The organism is Paenibacillus zeirhizosphaerae (genome assembly GCF_030705605.1).
GTDB lineage: Bacteria > Bacillota > Bacilli > Paenibacillales > Paenibacillaceae > Paenibacillus > Paenibacillus zeirhizosphaerae.
In genome coordinates, this window is the sequence record NZ_JAPCKK010000031.1 from 164,106 (window position 1) to 181,112 (window position 17,007).

Annotated in this window: 15 protein-coding genes; 3 read left to right on the forward strand and 12 right to left on the reverse strand. The window is 50.7% G+C overall.

All coding sequences use genetic code 11. The annotated features are described in order from the left end of the window. From mmsA to OIN60_RS20015, 7 genes are all read right to left on the reverse strand, one after another. The gene (mmsA, locus tag OIN60_RS19985; RefSeq protein WP_305756634.1) at positions 1 to 1,533 is read right to left on the reverse strand and encodes a multiple monosaccharide ABC transporter ATP-binding protein; all 1,533 of its coding nucleotides are present in this window, start codon (positions 1,531 to 1,533) and stop codon (positions 1 to 3) included. Between the two features lie 51 nt (positions 1,534 to 1,584). Beyond that, complete coding sequence (gene chvE, locus OIN60_RS19990; RefSeq protein ID WP_305756635.1) at positions 1,585 to 2,667, reverse strand: multiple monosaccharide ABC transporter substrate-binding protein; 1,083 nt, start codon at positions 2,665 to 2,667, stop codon at positions 1,585 to 1,587. Positions 2,668 to 3,126: 459 nt separating this feature from the next. Further along, positions 3,127 to 3,798: a hypothetical protein gene (locus OIN60_RS19995; RefSeq protein ID WP_305756636.1), complete on the reverse strand. Its 672-nt coding sequence runs from the start codon at positions 3,796 to 3,798 to the stop codon at positions 3,127 to 3,129. Positions 3,799 to 3,833: 35 nt separating this feature from the next. Further along, positions 3,834 to 4,388, reverse strand: a complete 555-nt coding sequence (locus tag OIN60_RS20000) for a hypothetical protein (RefSeq protein WP_305756637.1) — start codon at positions 4,386 to 4,388, stop codon at positions 3,834 to 3,836. A gap of 258 nt (positions 4,389 to 4,646) precedes the next feature. Further along, positions 4,647 to 5,855, reverse strand: a complete 1,209-nt coding sequence (locus OIN60_RS20005; protein WP_370872555.1) for a response regulator transcription factor — start codon at positions 5,853 to 5,855, stop codon at positions 4,647 to 4,649. Beyond that, the gene (locus tag OIN60_RS20010; RefSeq protein WP_305756639.1) at positions 5,852 to 7,780 is read right to left on the reverse strand and encodes a cache domain-containing sensor histidine kinase; all 1,929 of its coding nucleotides are present in this window, start codon (positions 7,778 to 7,780) and stop codon (positions 5,852 to 5,854) included. The genes OIN60_RS20005 and OIN60_RS20010 overlap by 4 nt, the downstream gene beginning before the upstream one ends. Further along, positions 7,770 to 8,777 carry a substrate-binding domain-containing protein gene (locus OIN60_RS20015; protein ID WP_305756640.1) on the reverse strand — a complete coding sequence of 336 codons (1,008 nt, stop codon included), beginning with the start codon at positions 8,775 to 8,777 and terminating at the stop codon, positions 7,770 to 7,772. Before OIN60_RS20015 ends, OIN60_RS20010 begins: the two co-directional genes overlap by 11 nt. A gap of 222 nt (positions 8,778 to 8,999) precedes the next feature. On the opposite strand from OIN60_RS20015, the gene OIN60_RS20020 reads away from it, so the two are divergent. Continuing rightward, a complete protein-coding gene (locus OIN60_RS20020; RefSeq protein WP_305756641.1) occupies positions 9,000 to 10,232 on the forward strand; it encodes an acyltransferase in 1,233 nt (410 codons plus the stop codon). A gap of 94 nt (positions 10,233 to 10,326) precedes the next feature. Here the strand turns inward: OIN60_RS20020 and OIN60_RS20025 are convergent, their stop codons facing one another. Next, complete coding sequence (locus OIN60_RS20025) at positions 10,327 to 11,046, reverse strand: hypothetical protein (protein WP_305756642.1); 720 nt, start codon at positions 11,044 to 11,046, stop codon at positions 10,327 to 10,329. Between the two features lie 230 nt (positions 11,047 to 11,276). Between OIN60_RS20025 and OIN60_RS20030 the strand changes: the two genes are divergently transcribed. Together OIN60_RS20030 and OIN60_RS20035 are read left to right on the forward strand one after the other, a co-directional pair. After that, positions 11,277 to 12,227, forward strand: coding sequence for a hypothetical protein (locus OIN60_RS20030; RefSeq protein ID WP_305756643.1), 951 nt, complete (start codon positions 11,277 to 11,279; stop codon positions 12,225 to 12,227). A gap of 41 nt (positions 12,228 to 12,268) precedes the next feature. Further along, positions 12,269 to 12,508, forward strand: coding sequence for an NHLP leader peptide family RiPP precursor (locus OIN60_RS20035; RefSeq protein ID WP_305756644.1), 240 nt, complete (start codon positions 12,269 to 12,271; stop codon positions 12,506 to 12,508). 95 nt (positions 12,509 to 12,603) lie between these two features. Here the strand turns inward: OIN60_RS20035 and OIN60_RS20040 are convergent, their stop codons facing one another. The 4 genes from OIN60_RS20040 to OIN60_RS20055 form a co-directional block, all read right to left on the reverse strand. Beyond that, positions 12,604 to 14,511 (reverse strand): ATP-binding protein, encoded by a 1,908-nt coding sequence (locus OIN60_RS20040; RefSeq protein WP_305756645.1) that lies wholly within the window; start codon positions 14,509 to 14,511, stop codon positions 12,604 to 12,606. Between the two features lie 191 nt (positions 14,512 to 14,702). After that, a complete protein-coding gene (locus tag OIN60_RS20045) occupies positions 14,703 to 15,374 on the reverse strand; it encodes a GNAT family N-acetyltransferase (protein ID WP_305756646.1) in 672 nt (223 codons plus the stop codon). A gap of 27 nt (positions 15,375 to 15,401) precedes the next feature. Next, positions 15,402 to 16,079 carry a GNAT family N-acetyltransferase gene (locus tag OIN60_RS20050; RefSeq protein ID WP_305756647.1) on the reverse strand — a complete coding sequence of 226 codons (678 nt, stop codon included), beginning with the start codon at positions 16,077 to 16,079 and terminating at the stop codon, positions 15,402 to 15,404. A 4-nt stretch (positions 16,080 to 16,083) separates the two neighbouring features. After that, positions 16,084 to 16,944, reverse strand: a complete 861-nt coding sequence (locus OIN60_RS20055) for a carbon-nitrogen hydrolase family protein (protein ID WP_305756648.1) — start codon at positions 16,942 to 16,944, stop codon at positions 16,084 to 16,086. Positions 16,945 to 17,007 lie beyond the last annotated feature (63 nt).

Below are 17,007 nucleotides of genomic sequence, written 5' to 3' on the forward strand. Positions count from 1 at the left end.
TTATACCCCTCCCGACTTGGTCATATATCTCATCAATACTTCCTGCGACGCCTCTTCCCGGCTGACCTCACCGGTAATTCGCCCGGCGTTCATGACATAAATCCGGTCAGACAAACCTAGCACCTCAGGAAGCTCGGAGGAGATAACCAGTACCCCTTTACCCTCAGCGGCCAGCCTGTGGATAATCGTATAAATCTCGAATTTGGCCCCAACGTCAATGCCCCGTGTCGGTTCATCCAGAATCAGAATATCCGGGTCCGAATAAATCCATTTGCCCAGCACGACCTTCTGCTGATTGCCGCCGCTAAGATTGCCCGTTTTCTGCAAAATGCTCGGCGCTTTGATGTTCATTCTTGTGCGCATATCCTCCGCCACCAGCACCTCTTCACGCTCGTTGACCACCATGCCGCTCGTGAGCTTGGCAAGGCCAGTTAGAGAAATATTACGCTTGATGTCATCCATTAGAATCAGTCCGTACTCTTTCCGGTCCTCGGTCACGTAGGCAAAGCCGTTATCGATGGCCTCGGTAATCGTATGATTACGAATCTCCTTGCCTTCCTTAAGCAGCTTGCCGCTGATGTTCCTGCCGTAGGCTTTGCCGAAAATACTCATGGCCAACTCTGTCCGCCCGGCCCCCATCAGCCCGGCAATTCCGACGATTTCCCCCTTACGGATGGTCATGTTCACCCGGTCCAGCACCTTGCGGTCCGCATGATGCTCGTGATACACCGTCCAGTCCTTGATCTCCAAAATGACATCCCCGATCTTCGGATCGCGCTCAGGATAACGATGCGTCAGATCCCGGCCCACCATGCCGCTGATGATGCGGTCTTCGGTCACCTCATCCTGCTTCATATCCAGCGTCTCAATCGTTTGGCCGTCACGCAGAATGGTGATGGAATCAGACACCTTCGCCACTTCGTTCAGCTTGTGCGAGATCAGGATGCAGGAGATGCCCTGCTTCTTGAATTCGAGCATCAGATTCAGCAGATTTTCACTGTCATCCTCATTTAGCGCGGCGGTCGGTTCATCCAGGATGAGCAGCTTGACTTTTTTGGACAGCGCTTTCGCAATTTCCACCAACTGCTGTTTGCCGACACCGATATTGGCTACCAACGTATTCGGATTCTCATTCAGGCCGACCTTGGCTAGCAACTCTTGGGTCCTTACTTGCGTTTCATGCCAATTGATAATGCCGCTGCTGGCGCGCTCGTTGCCGAGAAAAATATTCTCCGCAATCGACAGATAAGGGATCAGCGCAAGTTCCTGGTGGATAATGACGATGCCAAGCTCTTCACTTTCCTTGATATTTTTGAATTCGCATACCTTGCCTTCGAACAAAATGTCGCCCTCATACGTTCCATGGGGATACACACCGCTCAGCACCTTCATTAGCGTCGATTTCCCCGCCCCGTTCTCTCCGCAGAGGGAGTGAATTTCCCCCGCTTTAATCTTCAGGTGTACATGTTCCAGCGCCTTTACGCCGGGAAAGGTCTTCGTAATGTTTCTCATTTCCAGAATCGTTCCGGACATCCGTCTTCGCTCCCTTCATGAACCGATTTGTGATGCGCCGTTCCCCGGCCGCTACAGCCCAATTTCCTCTGCTGTGTAGTAACCGGTCCCGACAATATCCTCTTCCACGTTCGTCATGTCGACTGAGACCGGATCAAGCAGGTAGGCAGGTACGACCATTAATCCGTTGTCATAGGATGTTGTATCGTTAACCTCCGCTTTTTCACCCTGCAGAATGCTGTTGGCCATTTTCACCGTTTGCGCAGCCAGCTCCCGCGTATCCTTAAACACCGTCATCGTTTGCTCGCCAGCCACAATCGACTTGATCGACGCCAGCTCCGCATCCTGCCCGGTGATAACCGGCAGCGGCTTGCTTTCCGTGCCATAGCCGATGCCCTTCAAGGATGAAATGATCCCGATGCTGATGCCGTCATAGGGAGACAATACCGCGTCCAGATGCTCTGACGAGTAGTATGCACTGAGCAAATTATCCATCCGGGACTGAGCCAGCGCACCGTCCCAGCGAAGCGTCGCGATCTGTGCCATCGTCGTCTGCTTGCTTCTCACAACCAGCTTGCCTGAATCGATGTAGGGCTGTAGCACAGACATGGCACCGTCAAAGAAGAAGTAGGCATTATTGTCATCCGGCGAACCGCCGAACAATTCAATGTTGAAGGGGCCCTTGCCTTCCTTCAGCCCGAGCTTCTCCTCGATATAGGAGCCCTGGAGCTGCCCTACCTTAAAATTGTCGAATGTCGCATAGTAGGTCAAATATTCGGTATTGCGGATGAGCCGGTCATAGGAAATGACCGAGATTCCCTGATCATGCGCCTTCTTGATCACATCTGTCAGCGTATTGCCGTCAATAGAGGCAATCACAATGACATCTACACCCTTGGTGATCATATTCTCGATCTGGGCGATTTGGTTCTCGACGACGTCCTCGGCATATTGCAGATCGGTTTTGTACCCCTGCTCCTGGAACAGGCGCACCATGTTTTCACCGTCCCCTACCCAGCGTTCCGAGGATTTGGTCGGCATCGCGATGCCGATGTAGCCTTTTTCTTTATCCCCCGCACTGCTTTCCGCCAGATTGCAGGCAGAGCATACCACAGCAAGCAGGAGCACGAGCAGCGCAACAGCTCCTTTTTTCATGAGGAACTCCCCTTTCTCGATAATGGACCTGAATAGCAAAGTGTAGCTCATTCGGAAAAGATAACGCTTACATATTTCTTTTATATCTTAGCACCGGCCTGGTGCACGGTCTTTACAGCTATACAACCTTTTTTATAAATTTTTAACTTTTCTTGTGCCTCAAAAGGTTAACAGGTTCATTTCGAGCATAATAAAGTAGGGAAACCACTCTCATGGCTTCCCCCTTATCGAGCCGATCCACGTGCCCTACGCCTTAGATTAGGCTTCTCAAGTCGCACCAGAGCGCTTGAGGAGAAACTTTCACCCTCCGGAAAAACATCTTTCCAAGCTCTCGGCTCGTTTTTACCTGCAGTAACGTGGCAGCCGCTATCAACGGATTGTTTATAACGATTAATTTCGCTAAAGTTACGACTGCTCGTCGCACGCAAAAGAGCCGCCTTATTAGACGACTCTAAGCCTTTATTTCACTAATTCAATTGCCCTTACATGCTGGGTGTTTATGTTTACAGTTAAAATAATACCAGTGGAAAAATTCGAAAAATAATTTAATACCGGAGATTCAAGAAGTTCATCGCTAAACAGCCAGTTATAAGGGAAAATGATGATTGATTGGTCATTATTACTTGAATTTTTAACAAGAAAATCCCATAACGACCCGTCAATCTCACTATCTTTTTCGGTGTTCATTTCACGAAATGCTGGCATGATAATCTCATAATCCTTTACGTTTAAAGCTCCTCGTGAAAGAGATATTTCATCTCGCATATAAATATCTTTAACCACTGGATTAAAGTCTGATGCCTTATTTTGAAGTATAGTAAAGATATCATTCTTCAGGTCGGAAACCCTAATTTCGATAAGTTCACCATTTATGTACACACCTTTAGCTGTTTCAAAAAAAGAGGCTACGTTACCGATAGCGTAATCCTTTGTTTCACCTATGAAATGATACTGAACATCTTCTTTAATGAGAAAAGGAGTTAAAATCCACTGTAAAACTAAGTCCTTTTCAAGTTTAGTTATATCTGGCTGACTGTCAGTAGATAATGTTCTTATTGAAAAATCACCGCTATCATTCTGAATAACCCCATCATATTCTAACGGTGTCTTTTTCTCTTTGTACCATTTCATAGTATCCTCCCTTAAACTGAGTCTTTCAGGGTTGATCAATAAACATTAACCCAGTCCCCGGTAACAGCTACAACTTCGTACACTGCTGTGCGGCCCTCTACGGCTCCGTATTTCTCTACATTAAACATACCTTTTCCCGGGTTGAAATCAATTTGATCTTTATATGTTGCTTTGTTGCCACCCAAAGGCGTTTTATATACCTCTTTTGTTCCAACAATATTCCCAGATGAATTTGATACCTCAAAAATAAGATACATACTTTGGATTGCTTCACCTTTTTTTGTTAAAGTGATGCTCCAATCACAACTCATTTTCCCGCCACCAATGGCTTTGCAAAAAATATCACCCATTCCACCAACCGGTGGAGCGGCTTGTGCTTGAATGCCATTTTCCGCAGTTTTTTCTGAGTTGAAGAGAGCTTTCAAACTTTCTTTGTCATTAAAATCAATGTCTGCATCCTTTTCAACCAGTAAAAATTCCGAGTGAAGTTCTGTCGGAACGTTCTCACCTTCACCTTCTGAAGCAAATGCAGAGAGAGGTACCGTCAAACATAATACCATAATCATGACCAAACTTAACACCTTTTTCATTTTTATTCCCACTTTCTGTATAATTTTTAAGAACAATCCTATGGTAACATGTACCAAATTATCAAAAAAAGAAACTTATGTATCAAATTTAATAAACTAAATTCAGGATGTTTTTCCTATGCTACTTTCATCTTTCAGCAAATTTTAATCGAACGTTGTCGATAAGAATTTGCTTAGTGTAGCAATGGAAGAAAGATGTGAATGAAGTTACGCATAAAATAATAAAAGGACGACTGCTACGTCGCCCCTGTTTCACGGTTATTTTGCCGCCGAACCTTTGCGGTACTGATTTGGCGATACGCCCATTCTTTTTTTGAACGCTGTGCTGAAGTAATGCTGGCTCTCATAGCCCGATAGTAGGGCGATTTCATGCATCGGCAGACTGGTCGAATCCAGCAGCCGAACCGCCTTGGCAATCCGGGCACTGCTGACCAGGCTTACAAAAGAAGTATGCAGCTCCTTTTTAAGCACCCTGCTTAAGTATACCGGCGACACCTGCAGCCTGGAGGCTGCAGCTTCCAGCGTCCATTCGGGATCAGCATAACGTTCCCCGATAAGTTGTCGTGCGCGCCGCACTAGCGGGGACAGCCGCGATTCCCGGTATACCTGCTCCCGACAGCTTCTATATACTTCGGGCACGGTGGACATTCCGTCGGTTACCGCTCCAAAATAGGCCTGCACGGCAATATTCAGGTACCTGCCAACCTCTCTTTCAATCACCGCTCCAACGCCTTCCGGCGCTTCCTCCCAGAGACAAATACCGATCAGACCATTCTGATCATGAAAAATAACGTGCCGCAACGGAGCAAGCAGTTCTGAGGAAATATTTTCGGCGGCAAAGAGAAAGAGCTGCCTGTCGTTTTCCTTCATAAGTGATTCACGCGCCGCAACGGCCGGCCAACGAATCACACCAATCTGTGCAGGGACCGTATTGGGCAGCCGCAGGAAGTCAAGTTTTTCCACAATGTCCTCCCCGGCCATCAAGCCTTCCATCCACTCCTGGCAGAAACGCTGCCGCAGCAGCGGGATGTTGCGGTCGATCTGCTCGGAAGCCAGCTTGATATAATGATCATGCCGCCGCTCTTCATCCAGTTCATGGCCGACACGGGACAGGACGCTGTGCAACTGCTTCGGGTCCATCGGCTTTAGCAGGTAGTCCTCCACACCGAGCCGCAGCGCCTCCTGGGCAAAGGCGAATTCATCATGGCCTGAAATGACCACAAAACGGCAGCCGGGCCGTTCCGAACGCAGTCGTCTGATCAATTCAATGCCGTCCATGAAGGGCATATTCATATCCACCAGCATGATATCAACAGCCTTATCCAGGGCCAGCTCAAGCGCTTCCTCCCCGTCCTCCACCTCGCCCAGCACGCTCATTCCGAGCTCCTCCCAGTTGACGGCATCACGTATTCCTTCACGGATAATAGGTTCATCATCAGCAATCACAACCTGATACCTTGCTTTCACTCTGATTCCTCCCTGCCCCATTTTTGGACATTCTCATGCAAAAGGGGATGCACGATCGTTACCCTGGTTCCCTGACTTGGTTCACTCTCCAGCCGGATACCGTACTCGTCCCCGAAGGCCAGGCGGATGCGGGCCTGTACATTCAGCATGCCATAGCTCCTCCCCGCACGTCCCTCCTCCTGCTCTTCAATTGCCTGCAGCGGATGCTCCAGCAATCCTTTGAGCTCTCTCAGCCGGTCCTCTGCCATACCTGCTCCATTGTCGGTGACGACAAGCAGCAGCCTGTCATCCACGGTTTTGGCTTCAATGCGGATTTTACCCGGGCCACGCCGCGCTTTAATTCCGTGATAGATCGCATTCTCCACGATAGGCTGCAGCAGCAGCTTCAATACGTACAGATGGCCGATCTCGTCGGGAACGTTCATTTCACAGGTGAGACGGTCCCGGTATCTTGTTTTTTGGATTCGCAGATAGCTCTCGATATGTGTCATTTCTTCCTGAACCCGGATCATATCCTCGCCTTTGCTCAGTCCGATACGGAACAGTCTGGACAAGGCTTCCACCATTTCCGCGACATCCTCCGCCCCTTTTTTCCTTGCCATCCAATGGATCGTATCCAAAGTATTGTACAGAAAATGCGGCTTAATATGCGCCTGCAGGCTTCTGAGCTCCGCTTCCCGCTTCTGGCGCTCCTTCAACTCATTCAAGGACATTAACCTGCGGATTTGCGTCAGCATGCGGTTAAAGCTCCTTTCCAGCATACCGATTTCGTCTCCCCGCTCGCTATGATTGCGAATGGTCAGATCCCCCGTTTCCGCGTGTCTCATGCTGGCCATTAACTGCCGGATGGGATCAGCGATCGAACGGGACAGCGTCAAGGAAGCGCCGATGCCGATCAGGCAGGCCACGAACAGGAAGCAGAAGACATAGAATTGAATTTGCCGGACCTCCATCGCGGCTTCATGGGCCGGGAACACACCGATCGTCCGCCAGCCCGTGAATGACGAGGAGCGGTACATCAACAGCAACTTTTCTCCGCCAACCGACCTTGTCAAAGAGCCGCTTTCCCCCACGTTGAAAACTTCAGAGGGAACCTGCTCAATCAAGGGACGCTCAGGTATGTATATACTGCTGCCATCCTCATCGGCCACCATCAGATAACCTGTCTTGCCAAGCGTTACGTCACGGGCCGCGTGTGATATGGCGCGCAGCTTCAGATCGATCAGGACGACGCCAAGCGCCTTGCCTGTCTGCGGATCCGTATACGAACGGGCGACCGATATAATCTCGTTATCCCTGTAGCTAACATGAGAAATAACGCCCCGGTCGGCAGGATGACCGATGATCGTAAAAATCCCCTCAGCACGCTCTGCCTGCCTGTACCAGCTCTCCGCCGTCAGGTTGCGCTGGTCTCTGGCATACATTTCGTTGCTAATATAGTCCCCGTGTTCGTTCACGAGCATGATACCCGCGATTTCAGGATACAAAGTCGTGAAGCCCTGCAAATACTGCTTGATTTCATATAGATCATTCCTGCTTCCCGCTGCGGAAATCATTCGCTCAGCCTGCTGTTTTCGAGCCTCGGCTGCCTCACCCGTATACCCGTCCGCGACTGTTCCGCCCTCCATGAAACCGGCCACCTGCGGCTGAAAACCGATCAGATACGTCATATTTTGCAAATTTTCCATACGGCTGTCCAGCGTTTCGTTCACCTTACCGATGAGCTGCATCGTATTCTCCTCGATCTGGCGCTCGACAATCCTCTCCACAGTCCAGTTCACCAGCAGCCCCAGACCAAGTGACGGGACAATGCCGATTAGCAGGAACAGCACAATCAGCTTGTAGCGGAGCGGCAAATCCCTCAGACTGCGCCGACCGGCCCTTCTCATCCCCTTCAGTTGGCCTATCCACTTGTTATTTGGCATAATAATCAGCCACATTCGCTTTGGTGATTACGGAAATGCCCGTGTCTACCCTAACCGGAAGCGGTGTATTTTGCCCTGAAGGAGAAGGACCCGGAACGGTCAGTCCATGATGCAGATGGAACAGGTATTGCAGCGACCAGTAGCCCATATTCCAGGTGCCCTGTGCGATACTGGCCGAGAGGGTGCCGTCCCGGATCATATCCAGCGTCGCTTTATTGGCGTCAAAGCTGACGATCTTGACCGAGCCTGCACGCTGCGCGCTGATAACCGCTTCCCCCGCACCTGCTCCGCCCGCCGCGTCCGTAACAAAGATGCCCGCCAGATCAGGATAATCCCGGAGCATTCGTAAAGCCGCTTCACGTACAGCCACCGGATCGCCCCGTCCGTCCATAGTGGAAATAACCTTCATGCCCGGATAACGGTCCATGATGATGTCCTTGAAGCCTTGTGTCCGCTCCTCATGATTCTGCTGGCCGTTAAGCGTGATAATGCCAACGCTTCCTTCCCTGCCCAGAAGCTGTGCCATTTTGTCAGCGGCGGTAACGCCCGCGTTATAGTTGTCTGTACCGAGGAAGGAATAAGCCTTGCTCCCCGGTGAATCCGAATCGAACAGCACGACAGGAATTCCCGCCTCAACCGCCTTGTTGATGGTAGGCAGGAGCGAATACGGATCGATTGCAGAGATGGCAATGCCAGCCGGCTTCTTGGCGATCGCCTGCTCCAGCACAAGTCGCTGTTCCTGGGCGTCATAACGTGTCGCCCCGCGATATTCGATGGACACACCAAGCGCATCCGCTGCGTCCTCGTAGCCCTTAAGAATGCTCTTCCAATATTCCATGCCCGACTGAAAAGTAATCATGACATAAGTCTCGCCGATCTCTCCATGCAGCCCCTGATCTTCCCAGACGCCTCTCTCTTTGCCTTCGGCATCGTAACGGAACAGATACAGCACAAATGCCGCAATGATCAGCACATAAACCAGCAGAGTCCTTTTCATGAGATGATCCAGCCTCCTCTCTCAGCCGGTTGCAAAGTGTTCTAAATCCATATGATGTTTCAAGTTAAATTGTAAACGGATTCACATCAAATGTGAACCTGTCCGTTTAACATGACCGTCATCCGGTGAAAAATAATTAATCAAGCCTTAATCTTCGGGGGATACAATAGACAGGTAGATCATACGAGTGGGCTACAAGAATGAAATAAAGGAGCAACGAAATTGGAAAAAACGTTCAGAAGGCCACGCATTGATGAATGGACAGAACTGCGTGGATTGGCGTTTCTGGCTATCGTCCTTCAACACTCGATCGGTGAATACATTTACAGACCGGATATCCAGAGCCCGGACTCTGTCATGCTGGGCATCATTTATCATTTGACCCGTTTTGGGACGCCGACCTTCGTGTTTCTATCGGCCGCTCTTTTATTTTATAACTATAAATACCGCCGGGCTGCAGCAAATGCACACTGGCTCGGCAAGAGATTCGGAGATATCTATATTCCCTTTATATTTTGGGCGGTGGTCTACTGGATCGTCGCCCGCAGTTGGTCGAAAATACCGCTGACCGGTCCCGGCTGGTGGCAGAGCCTGTTGCGTGAAATGATCATTCCCCTCAGCGGCTACCACCTCTGGTTTGTCGTGATGATTTTTCAGTTCTATGTGCTGTTTCCTTTGTTCGGACCGGCATGGAACGCGATCAAGCCTTTCTTCCTGAAGGACAACGGTACGGGGAACGGTGTACGAACTGCAATCATGCTGAGTGTGCTCGGAGTCCTTTATACTGTACTCATGCATTGGTCGTATTATGACATGTCCGGCTGGCTGCAAGGACTGCCTCGTCCACTGCAATTTTTGGTTGAACACCGGACTTATATTTTTGTCATGTATTTCTTTTACTTCGTTCTGGGCGCGGTGTGTGCAAGCATGGTCGGATCATGGCGGTTATTCGTACAACGATCGCTGCCCTGGAACGCCATTATCTTTCTGTTTCTCTTTACGATGATGGGCTATACGCTGCTTCGGCAATCGGGAGAGACCATCAATCTGAACATATCCACCTATCTCAAACCGAGCACCTTTCTGTTGATTGTTTCGCAGATGCTGCTGCTGTACGGACTACTGCTTCGCCCGCATGCTAATGCTGCCCCCGGAAGATTCCGCAGGATGCTGGCCTGGATGGGAAAATATTCATTCGGCGCTTATCTGTGCCATGCGTTGCTCTTGTATGGGGTTGCTTACTTTACCCGCAGCCTTCCTCTCCAGAACCTGCATCTCGCTGTGGCCGTAGGCAGCTTTGTCATCGTAGCCTGCACCGCTCTCGGGGTTAGCAGACTGCTGTCCGCACTGCCTGGCGGGCACTGGATTATCGGCGCCAGCGGACGCCGCAGCCGGCACAAGGGTCCAGCCGACCGGCAAGAATTCCAAATCTTTGCCGGAAAGAACCGCCCCTGACCCAATGAAACAGGCAGCCTTGGGGGTTGAAGCACAAAAAAGGTCGAGAACAGAAGAAACTTGCTGCTGTTCTCGACCTTTTTCGCTCGATGAATTACTCCCCGGCCGTCGCTCGTGCATTGGACGGTGTGCGTTCGAAGCTGATCGGCGCTTTCCGGTTGATCATCTGCTTGAGGTCCCCCGTCATTTCGTCCTTCAGCTTGCGAATCAGCTCATCCTCCCCCATACCCCGCTTTTGCGCAATTTCGGCAACGGACTTTCCTTTGCGGAGCTCTGTTTCCAGTTGGGTCGGTGTCAGGCCCAGGATGCGGGCAACCGCTGCACGGTCAATTCCCACTCCCCAGCCTCTTGGCCGTGATCTGTGAAAACCGTGCAATTCCCGTAACGGCTTGTTCACCATCTGCTTCACCCACGCCGCTCCAAGGGCCTTGCGAGCCTTGGCTTCTTCGGCCGTGAGGTGTCCCTGCTTGACAAGCTCGTCCACACGAGCGTTGAGCATGGGTACCAGCTTGGCAGTAAGCTGCTCCTCCGACCAGCCCGAACGCTTCTTCGCAATTTCCGCCAGCGTGCTTCCCTTATCGATCTCAGTGGATAGCTCCTGAGAGGTCATCCCCAGCACTTTGGCAACCTCGTTCAGAAAAGACCAACGGGGACCCGTGTGTCCCTGGTCAATCCTTTGCTCTGGGGCGGATTTCTCCTTACGGGCCTCGTGAGGCGGATGTACCTCAGACGCCTGAGCCGCAGTCAACGGACCCGAGCTCATTAAGAGGGCCGCCATACTGGCCGTTCCGCATATGTACATGAATTTGTTCATTCTATCTCGCATCCTTCCATTATTCTCGCCGCAATTATCGGCAATTTCTACAACACTTTGCCATGAATCGAGCCATTTCTCCCTTTCATTTGTATTATTATGGGGGTCAACCATGAATAATATGCGTTTATGACGAAAACAAGCTCTTGCAGGAATAGCGGACAAGCATTAAGATGCTTATAACAACTAGATTACATGCTTAAAATTGAAGCTATTCGGATGGTGGGGAAATGGAATGGTACACGAGGTACAGGCATGAGCTTGAGCTGGTTTTTGCTGAAGCGGAGAAACGGATTTCCTCTTTTCCCGCTCCCCTGAACACCATGGGGCAGGAGTACGCCGCGCAATTCAACCCTCTGCTGGAGGACAGCACACGCAATTATATTTGCTATCTGCTCCCGTTCTGGGTAAACGAAATTGCCGACCTGCAGCCTGATATGATCCGCCGTTTGTCTTTGGGCAATGTATATATCATGCTGTCCTTTCTCCTTCAGGATGATGTGATGGATACAGGCCCGGACGATTGGAGAAGCCGTCTCGCTCTTGCCCAGTTGTTTCTGACTGAAAGCATGGATGTATACCGCGCACTATTTCCACCCGACTCCCCCATTTGGGATTATTACAGGCTTTATGTGAACGAATGGGCGGCAAGCGTGGCTAAAGAGGGGCGAAGTGACGATTTTCAGGAGAACCCATCCGGAATCTCCGGCAAGGCAAGTCCGCTGAAACTGGCGGGTACCGGAGTGCTGCTGCTTTCCCAGCAGGAGCATCTCCTCCCGGCAGTCACCGATATGACGGATCAGGCGCTGCTGATATTGCAAATGGCCGACGACTGGGCGGACTGGAGAGAGGATTTGAACGAAGGCAGCTACAACTGCCTCTTGTCCTTCATCGGTGCCGAACATGGGGTCGGGTATAGGCAAGGAGTCTATGCAGAGGAGATGATTGAAGAGGCTGTATATTCCCGCAACGTATTGAACCGTTACGCCGCTTCAGCGGCCGAGCTGGCTTACACCCTTTCAGAGCGTAGGCCGATTATCCACGGTCTGGCTAGTTTTGCCGCCAGTGTGGCCGATGAACTGGCCGAGGCGGCGGCTTATATTGCCCGGGAAAGGCAGCTTCTGCTTAGCGGAGGGTTGCAGTACTTGTTAGACCATGGAGGAGGTCCCTCCTCGTCTTAAACTGTTTCGCCAAAACGTACCTTGGAGAAAGGATGATAAGAATGTCTGTAGAACTTACCGCACAAAACCAGCTCATTCAAAAAGCATGGGAGGATCAGGCTTTCCGCGAAAAGCTGATGCAGGACCCTAAAGCAGCAATCCGCGAGCTGCTTGGAGTCGTCATACCAGATCATATCCAGCTTAAAACTGTACAGGAGACGCCTGATCAGTTGTATTTGGTCATCCCGCCTGATCCTGCCCGGATGATTCCGGCCGCATCCAAACCGGAAGCAATGTGGTAAAAAATTCCCGTTAATTCCCCCCTTAAACAGGGTACTCCCTGGCCTAGTAGGCCAGGGAGTACCCTGTTGTTCATCGGTTATAGGGAAGTCCCCGCTCATGAATGCGGAACAGGGCTCGTCCCCGCAGCAGGAAAACGGATCGTTGACTCCGTTCCTACTCCTTTAGCACTTGTAAAAGTTATCCGTCCATCCATAGCCTCAATGATCCGAAAGGTGACCATCATCCCCAGGCCCGTACCCTTCGTTTTATTCGAGAAATACGGCTCTCCGAGCCTTGTCAGCGTCTGTGCATCCATTCCTTCTCCATTATCACGGATATGTATGAACACCTCATTGCCCGTCCTGTAAGCACGGATATGAATCTGTCCTTCGTCCCCCAACGCCTCAATACTGTTCTTGATAATATTGATAAACGCCTGCTTGAACTTGGAGGAGTTGCCTTTAACGGCAAGGTCAGTCGGGATATCAAGATAAATCTTACCGCCCTGCAAGTTCGCCATCGGACTGATAATGCCTTCGATATGCCTGAATTCATCATCAATATGCAGAATCTTGATATGCTCAAACTCCGGCTTGGCAAAGGTAAGAAAATCGGTAATGATATTGGACGCACGGTCCAGCTCTTCAAGCGCAATTTGCAGATAATCCCTGTTCTTTCCTTCCTCTTTACCGCTCATTAGCTGCAGAAATCCTCTAGTAACCTGAAGCGGATTGCGCACCTCATGGGCGACCGAGGCGGCAAGGTCGCTGATAATCTCCATCTTCTCCGACCGCTGCAGCTCGTTATTGAACATTTCCAGCTCCTGCGAATACTGCACAACCTGCCTATGCTTTTCTGCGAGCCGTCTGCCGAGAATCGTAATGAGCGAGATGACAAATCCAACGACTCCCCATTTCCATAGAAACAGGTTGTAATGCCCTTGCCGGATATAAAACCATAACAGCTCACTTATGGAAGCCGCCGCAAAACAGGCGAAGCCCACAGATAGAATGACCGCTTCACGGTCTCCCTTCCAGGCCCTCTTCAAGCTGGCCACCATCAGGAAAATCAGCAGCGCCATAAGCTGCAGTCCCAGCATCGTAACACTTGCTCCGTAATATAGCCTGTAGTAACGCTCCAGCGTCAGCAAATTTACAGTCATCAATAGGAGACAGACAACGGAATAGAACGTAAGCCATTTGCGAAAACGTCGGATATAGGCGATATCTCCAAGCATTTGCTCAAAAAATAGAGCTAGGGAAGGCGGCAGTAAAAATAAGGCGATGTCGAAAAGCGCTAAATATAATTCCCCGTATTCTCTGTAAAATGTAAACAAGAAAGGGGAATACGTGAGAATCAGCAATCCTATTGCCAAAATAACGGCGCACAGGGACAGCCAGACAGAGAGGTTCGGCTTGAATAAGAATGTGGAGCACATCGCGAGTGTCAGCGCTACTAAAATAAATGCACTTCCCAGAATGACATCAAATAAATCCTTCTGAATCATGATGTTCATCAATTCCCGTTGATCTCCGGCAAGGACCTCGCCGCTGATTCCAATCCGTTCCATTCTGCTGTCAGTCCAAATGTACAGCTTTTTGCTGCTGTCTTCACGGTCCAGCGGCAGCAGTATTTTATTCTGCTCGTAGTTATAGGAACGGAAGGATTCATACACAATAATTCCGTCCTTATACAGGATGACATGCCTGCCATAGACGTTTTCCAGCAGTATTGCCGGCGTCTCGGAGCCTAGCTCTGGAAGAGTCATGCGAATCCAAGCAGAAGTAGAACTCGTCGGCCGGTTGTTCGGTACTTCATCAGATCCTACCTGCTTCCAGTCCTCGGAATCCGCAGGCGGCTTAGGAAGACTGCCTTCCTGGGGAGTGCTGTTCCATAACATGTCCCATTGTGTGATGGGCTGAACGTTGGACACCATTCCGGCGGCGGAGACAGAAGAGCCCGTTGCGGCTGCCAGCAGGAGCAGAAACCAAAAGGCTACCGCAATTTTAGGGATGTATTTCATTTGTAAAGCACCTCAAGCATAATATTGGGTTGCCAGCTTTGATTCTATTTGCTCATTTTTAACTAATTCTATGTACAGGGGCCTCACACCTTCTTGCAGCCTAACCTTTCTACCAGCCGAATAGAGTACGGCAAAGCGCCGGAATACGAGGTCAACAGACTCATCGTTCCGGCGCTTTGCTGTCATCGGCTTCAGATCGGGAGCAATGCAACCGTATCCTTGGCTTCCAGTTCGGCTACCATACGATTCCAAGTCTCCGGCTTGTTCAGCAACACTGTGTAATATCGACGCAGGAACGAAGTCACCAGCTTGGTGTCCAGTTCGGTGATCTGGTCATCCTCAGGCATGAAGCCAAGGTTAAGGCCTTCCACCGCTTCCCCGTCATTGTTCCAGGATGGATGGACATACTCCAGATCCAGAGCCTTATAGCCCAAATGCGAGAGCACCTCACGCCGCACATACGGATCCATCGGCTTCACACCGCCGAATTCGTGGTCATTGCCGCGGTACGGGTCGTAAATTTCGGCGAACATGCCGAACAGCTTTTGGCCGCTCTCTGCCGCAAGCTTATGTAGGTCCGCCTGGCGGTTCTTCCAGAGGTAACGCCCGATGCCGAGGCCCGGGCTGCCGATAATCGTGAAGTCGGTCATGGCCACATTAAAATCCGGGTAATAGCGGTATTCCGTAGCGCCTACAACCTCTTTCTCATGCACAGCGACAAAGACACGGATGCCCGGGTCTTCCAACGGTTCTTTCCACAGACTGTATTCCAGCACTTCTTCGGGCGGAAACACCTCCTTCATCAAACGGTGCATTTTGGCGAACAGAGGGTCTTCAATACTTGTAATGCGATGATATTCCATGAGCTCACACTCCTCGTTTCGATTCAATTAAGGGATCTGCCGACTGCGAAAAGGGTTTCTCCATTCCATCAGCAGAGCATAATCACAGGACTGTTCGTCCTCCAGGTAATTTGTCAGCACGCGCACCGGCATACGCCCACAGCGAAGCAGGAAGGTCAGCACAGAGTCCTTCAATTCCCCGGCCATTACGGCATCAACATACTGTTCAGCGGTTAACCGGCCGGCATACTCATGATAACCAGGCATTCGTCCGGCTCCCAGCAGCCGTTCAAGCTTCAACTGGACAACGACATCATAAAGTGAGAAAAGCAGCCATTTGCCCAGACCCAGCTTGCGGAAAGCCGGGCGGACGGCAATGTCGATCACATACAGCGCGTTGCCGTCAGGCCGATGGGTGCGGATGTAGCCCTGATCCGCCACCTCTTCCCATGTATGCTCGGCATGCTCTGAATCATAATCCACGATCAGGCTTGTAACTGAGCCCGCAAGCTGCCCGCCGATTTCCACACAGAGCGCCCCCTGCTGGAACCTCTCCACGTGGGAGGTCAACTGCTCCCTGTTCCACCACAGCTCCGCTGGATACGGCGGCGGGAAGCATTCCTGCTGGATGCGGATCATACCGTCAAAGTCCTCCGGCCCGTAATTGCGGATCACAGCCTTGACGGGACGATTTCCGTCGAATACGTATATTTCCTTATAATACACCCGCTCAGCTCCAATCCGTGTAAAGATCGGTGCGCCGGTCCCTCCACGTTGTAACCGAACCACGCTCCCGCACCTGATACAGCAGCTCCAGATCCAGATCCGCCGTCACGATCATATCATCGTTCAGCTCGCCTTCCACCATAATGCCACGCGGCGGGAACGGGATATCGTTCGGCGTAATGACTGCGGCCTGTCCATAGTTGGCTCTCATGAAGTCCACCGTCGGCAGTGCGCCAACCGTTCCGGTAAGGACCACATAAACCTGATTTTCCACCGCACGGGCATGACTCGTATAACGTACCCGGTAGAAGCCGTGGCGGTCATCTGTACAGGACGGACAGAAAATGATATCCGCTCCTTTGGCCTTCGCCATTCGCACGATTTCGGGAAATTCGATATCATAACAGGTTAGCATAGCAATCTTTCCCTTGGAGGTCTCGAAGATCTGAAGCCCGTCACCGGGAGCCATATTCCATTCATGAACCTCCGTCGGCGTAATGTGCAGCTTCGCCTGTTCCGCAATGCGGCCGTCAGGATAGAACAAATGCGCTGTATTATATAAACGGTCACCCCTGCGCACAACGTGAGTGCCTCCGATAATATGCATATTCGTACGCTTGGCAAAGGAAGAAAACAACGCACGGTAACGATCCGTAAAATCAGGCAAATCATTAATGGTCAACACATTGCCGTTGCCATCCCCGATGGACATTAGCTGTGTCGTGAAAAACTCGGGAAACAGCACAAATTCCGCACCGAATTCCTGAGCTGTCTTTATGTAATGCTCCGATTGAAGCGCAAACTGCTCAAACGAATCAATCGTGTGCAGATGGTACTGCACGGCCGAGACTCTTATTTTGCTCATAGGTCCTCCTTATCCAAACCGGTGTATATTCCTGCACCACATTATAACTTGAACGTTTTTTTT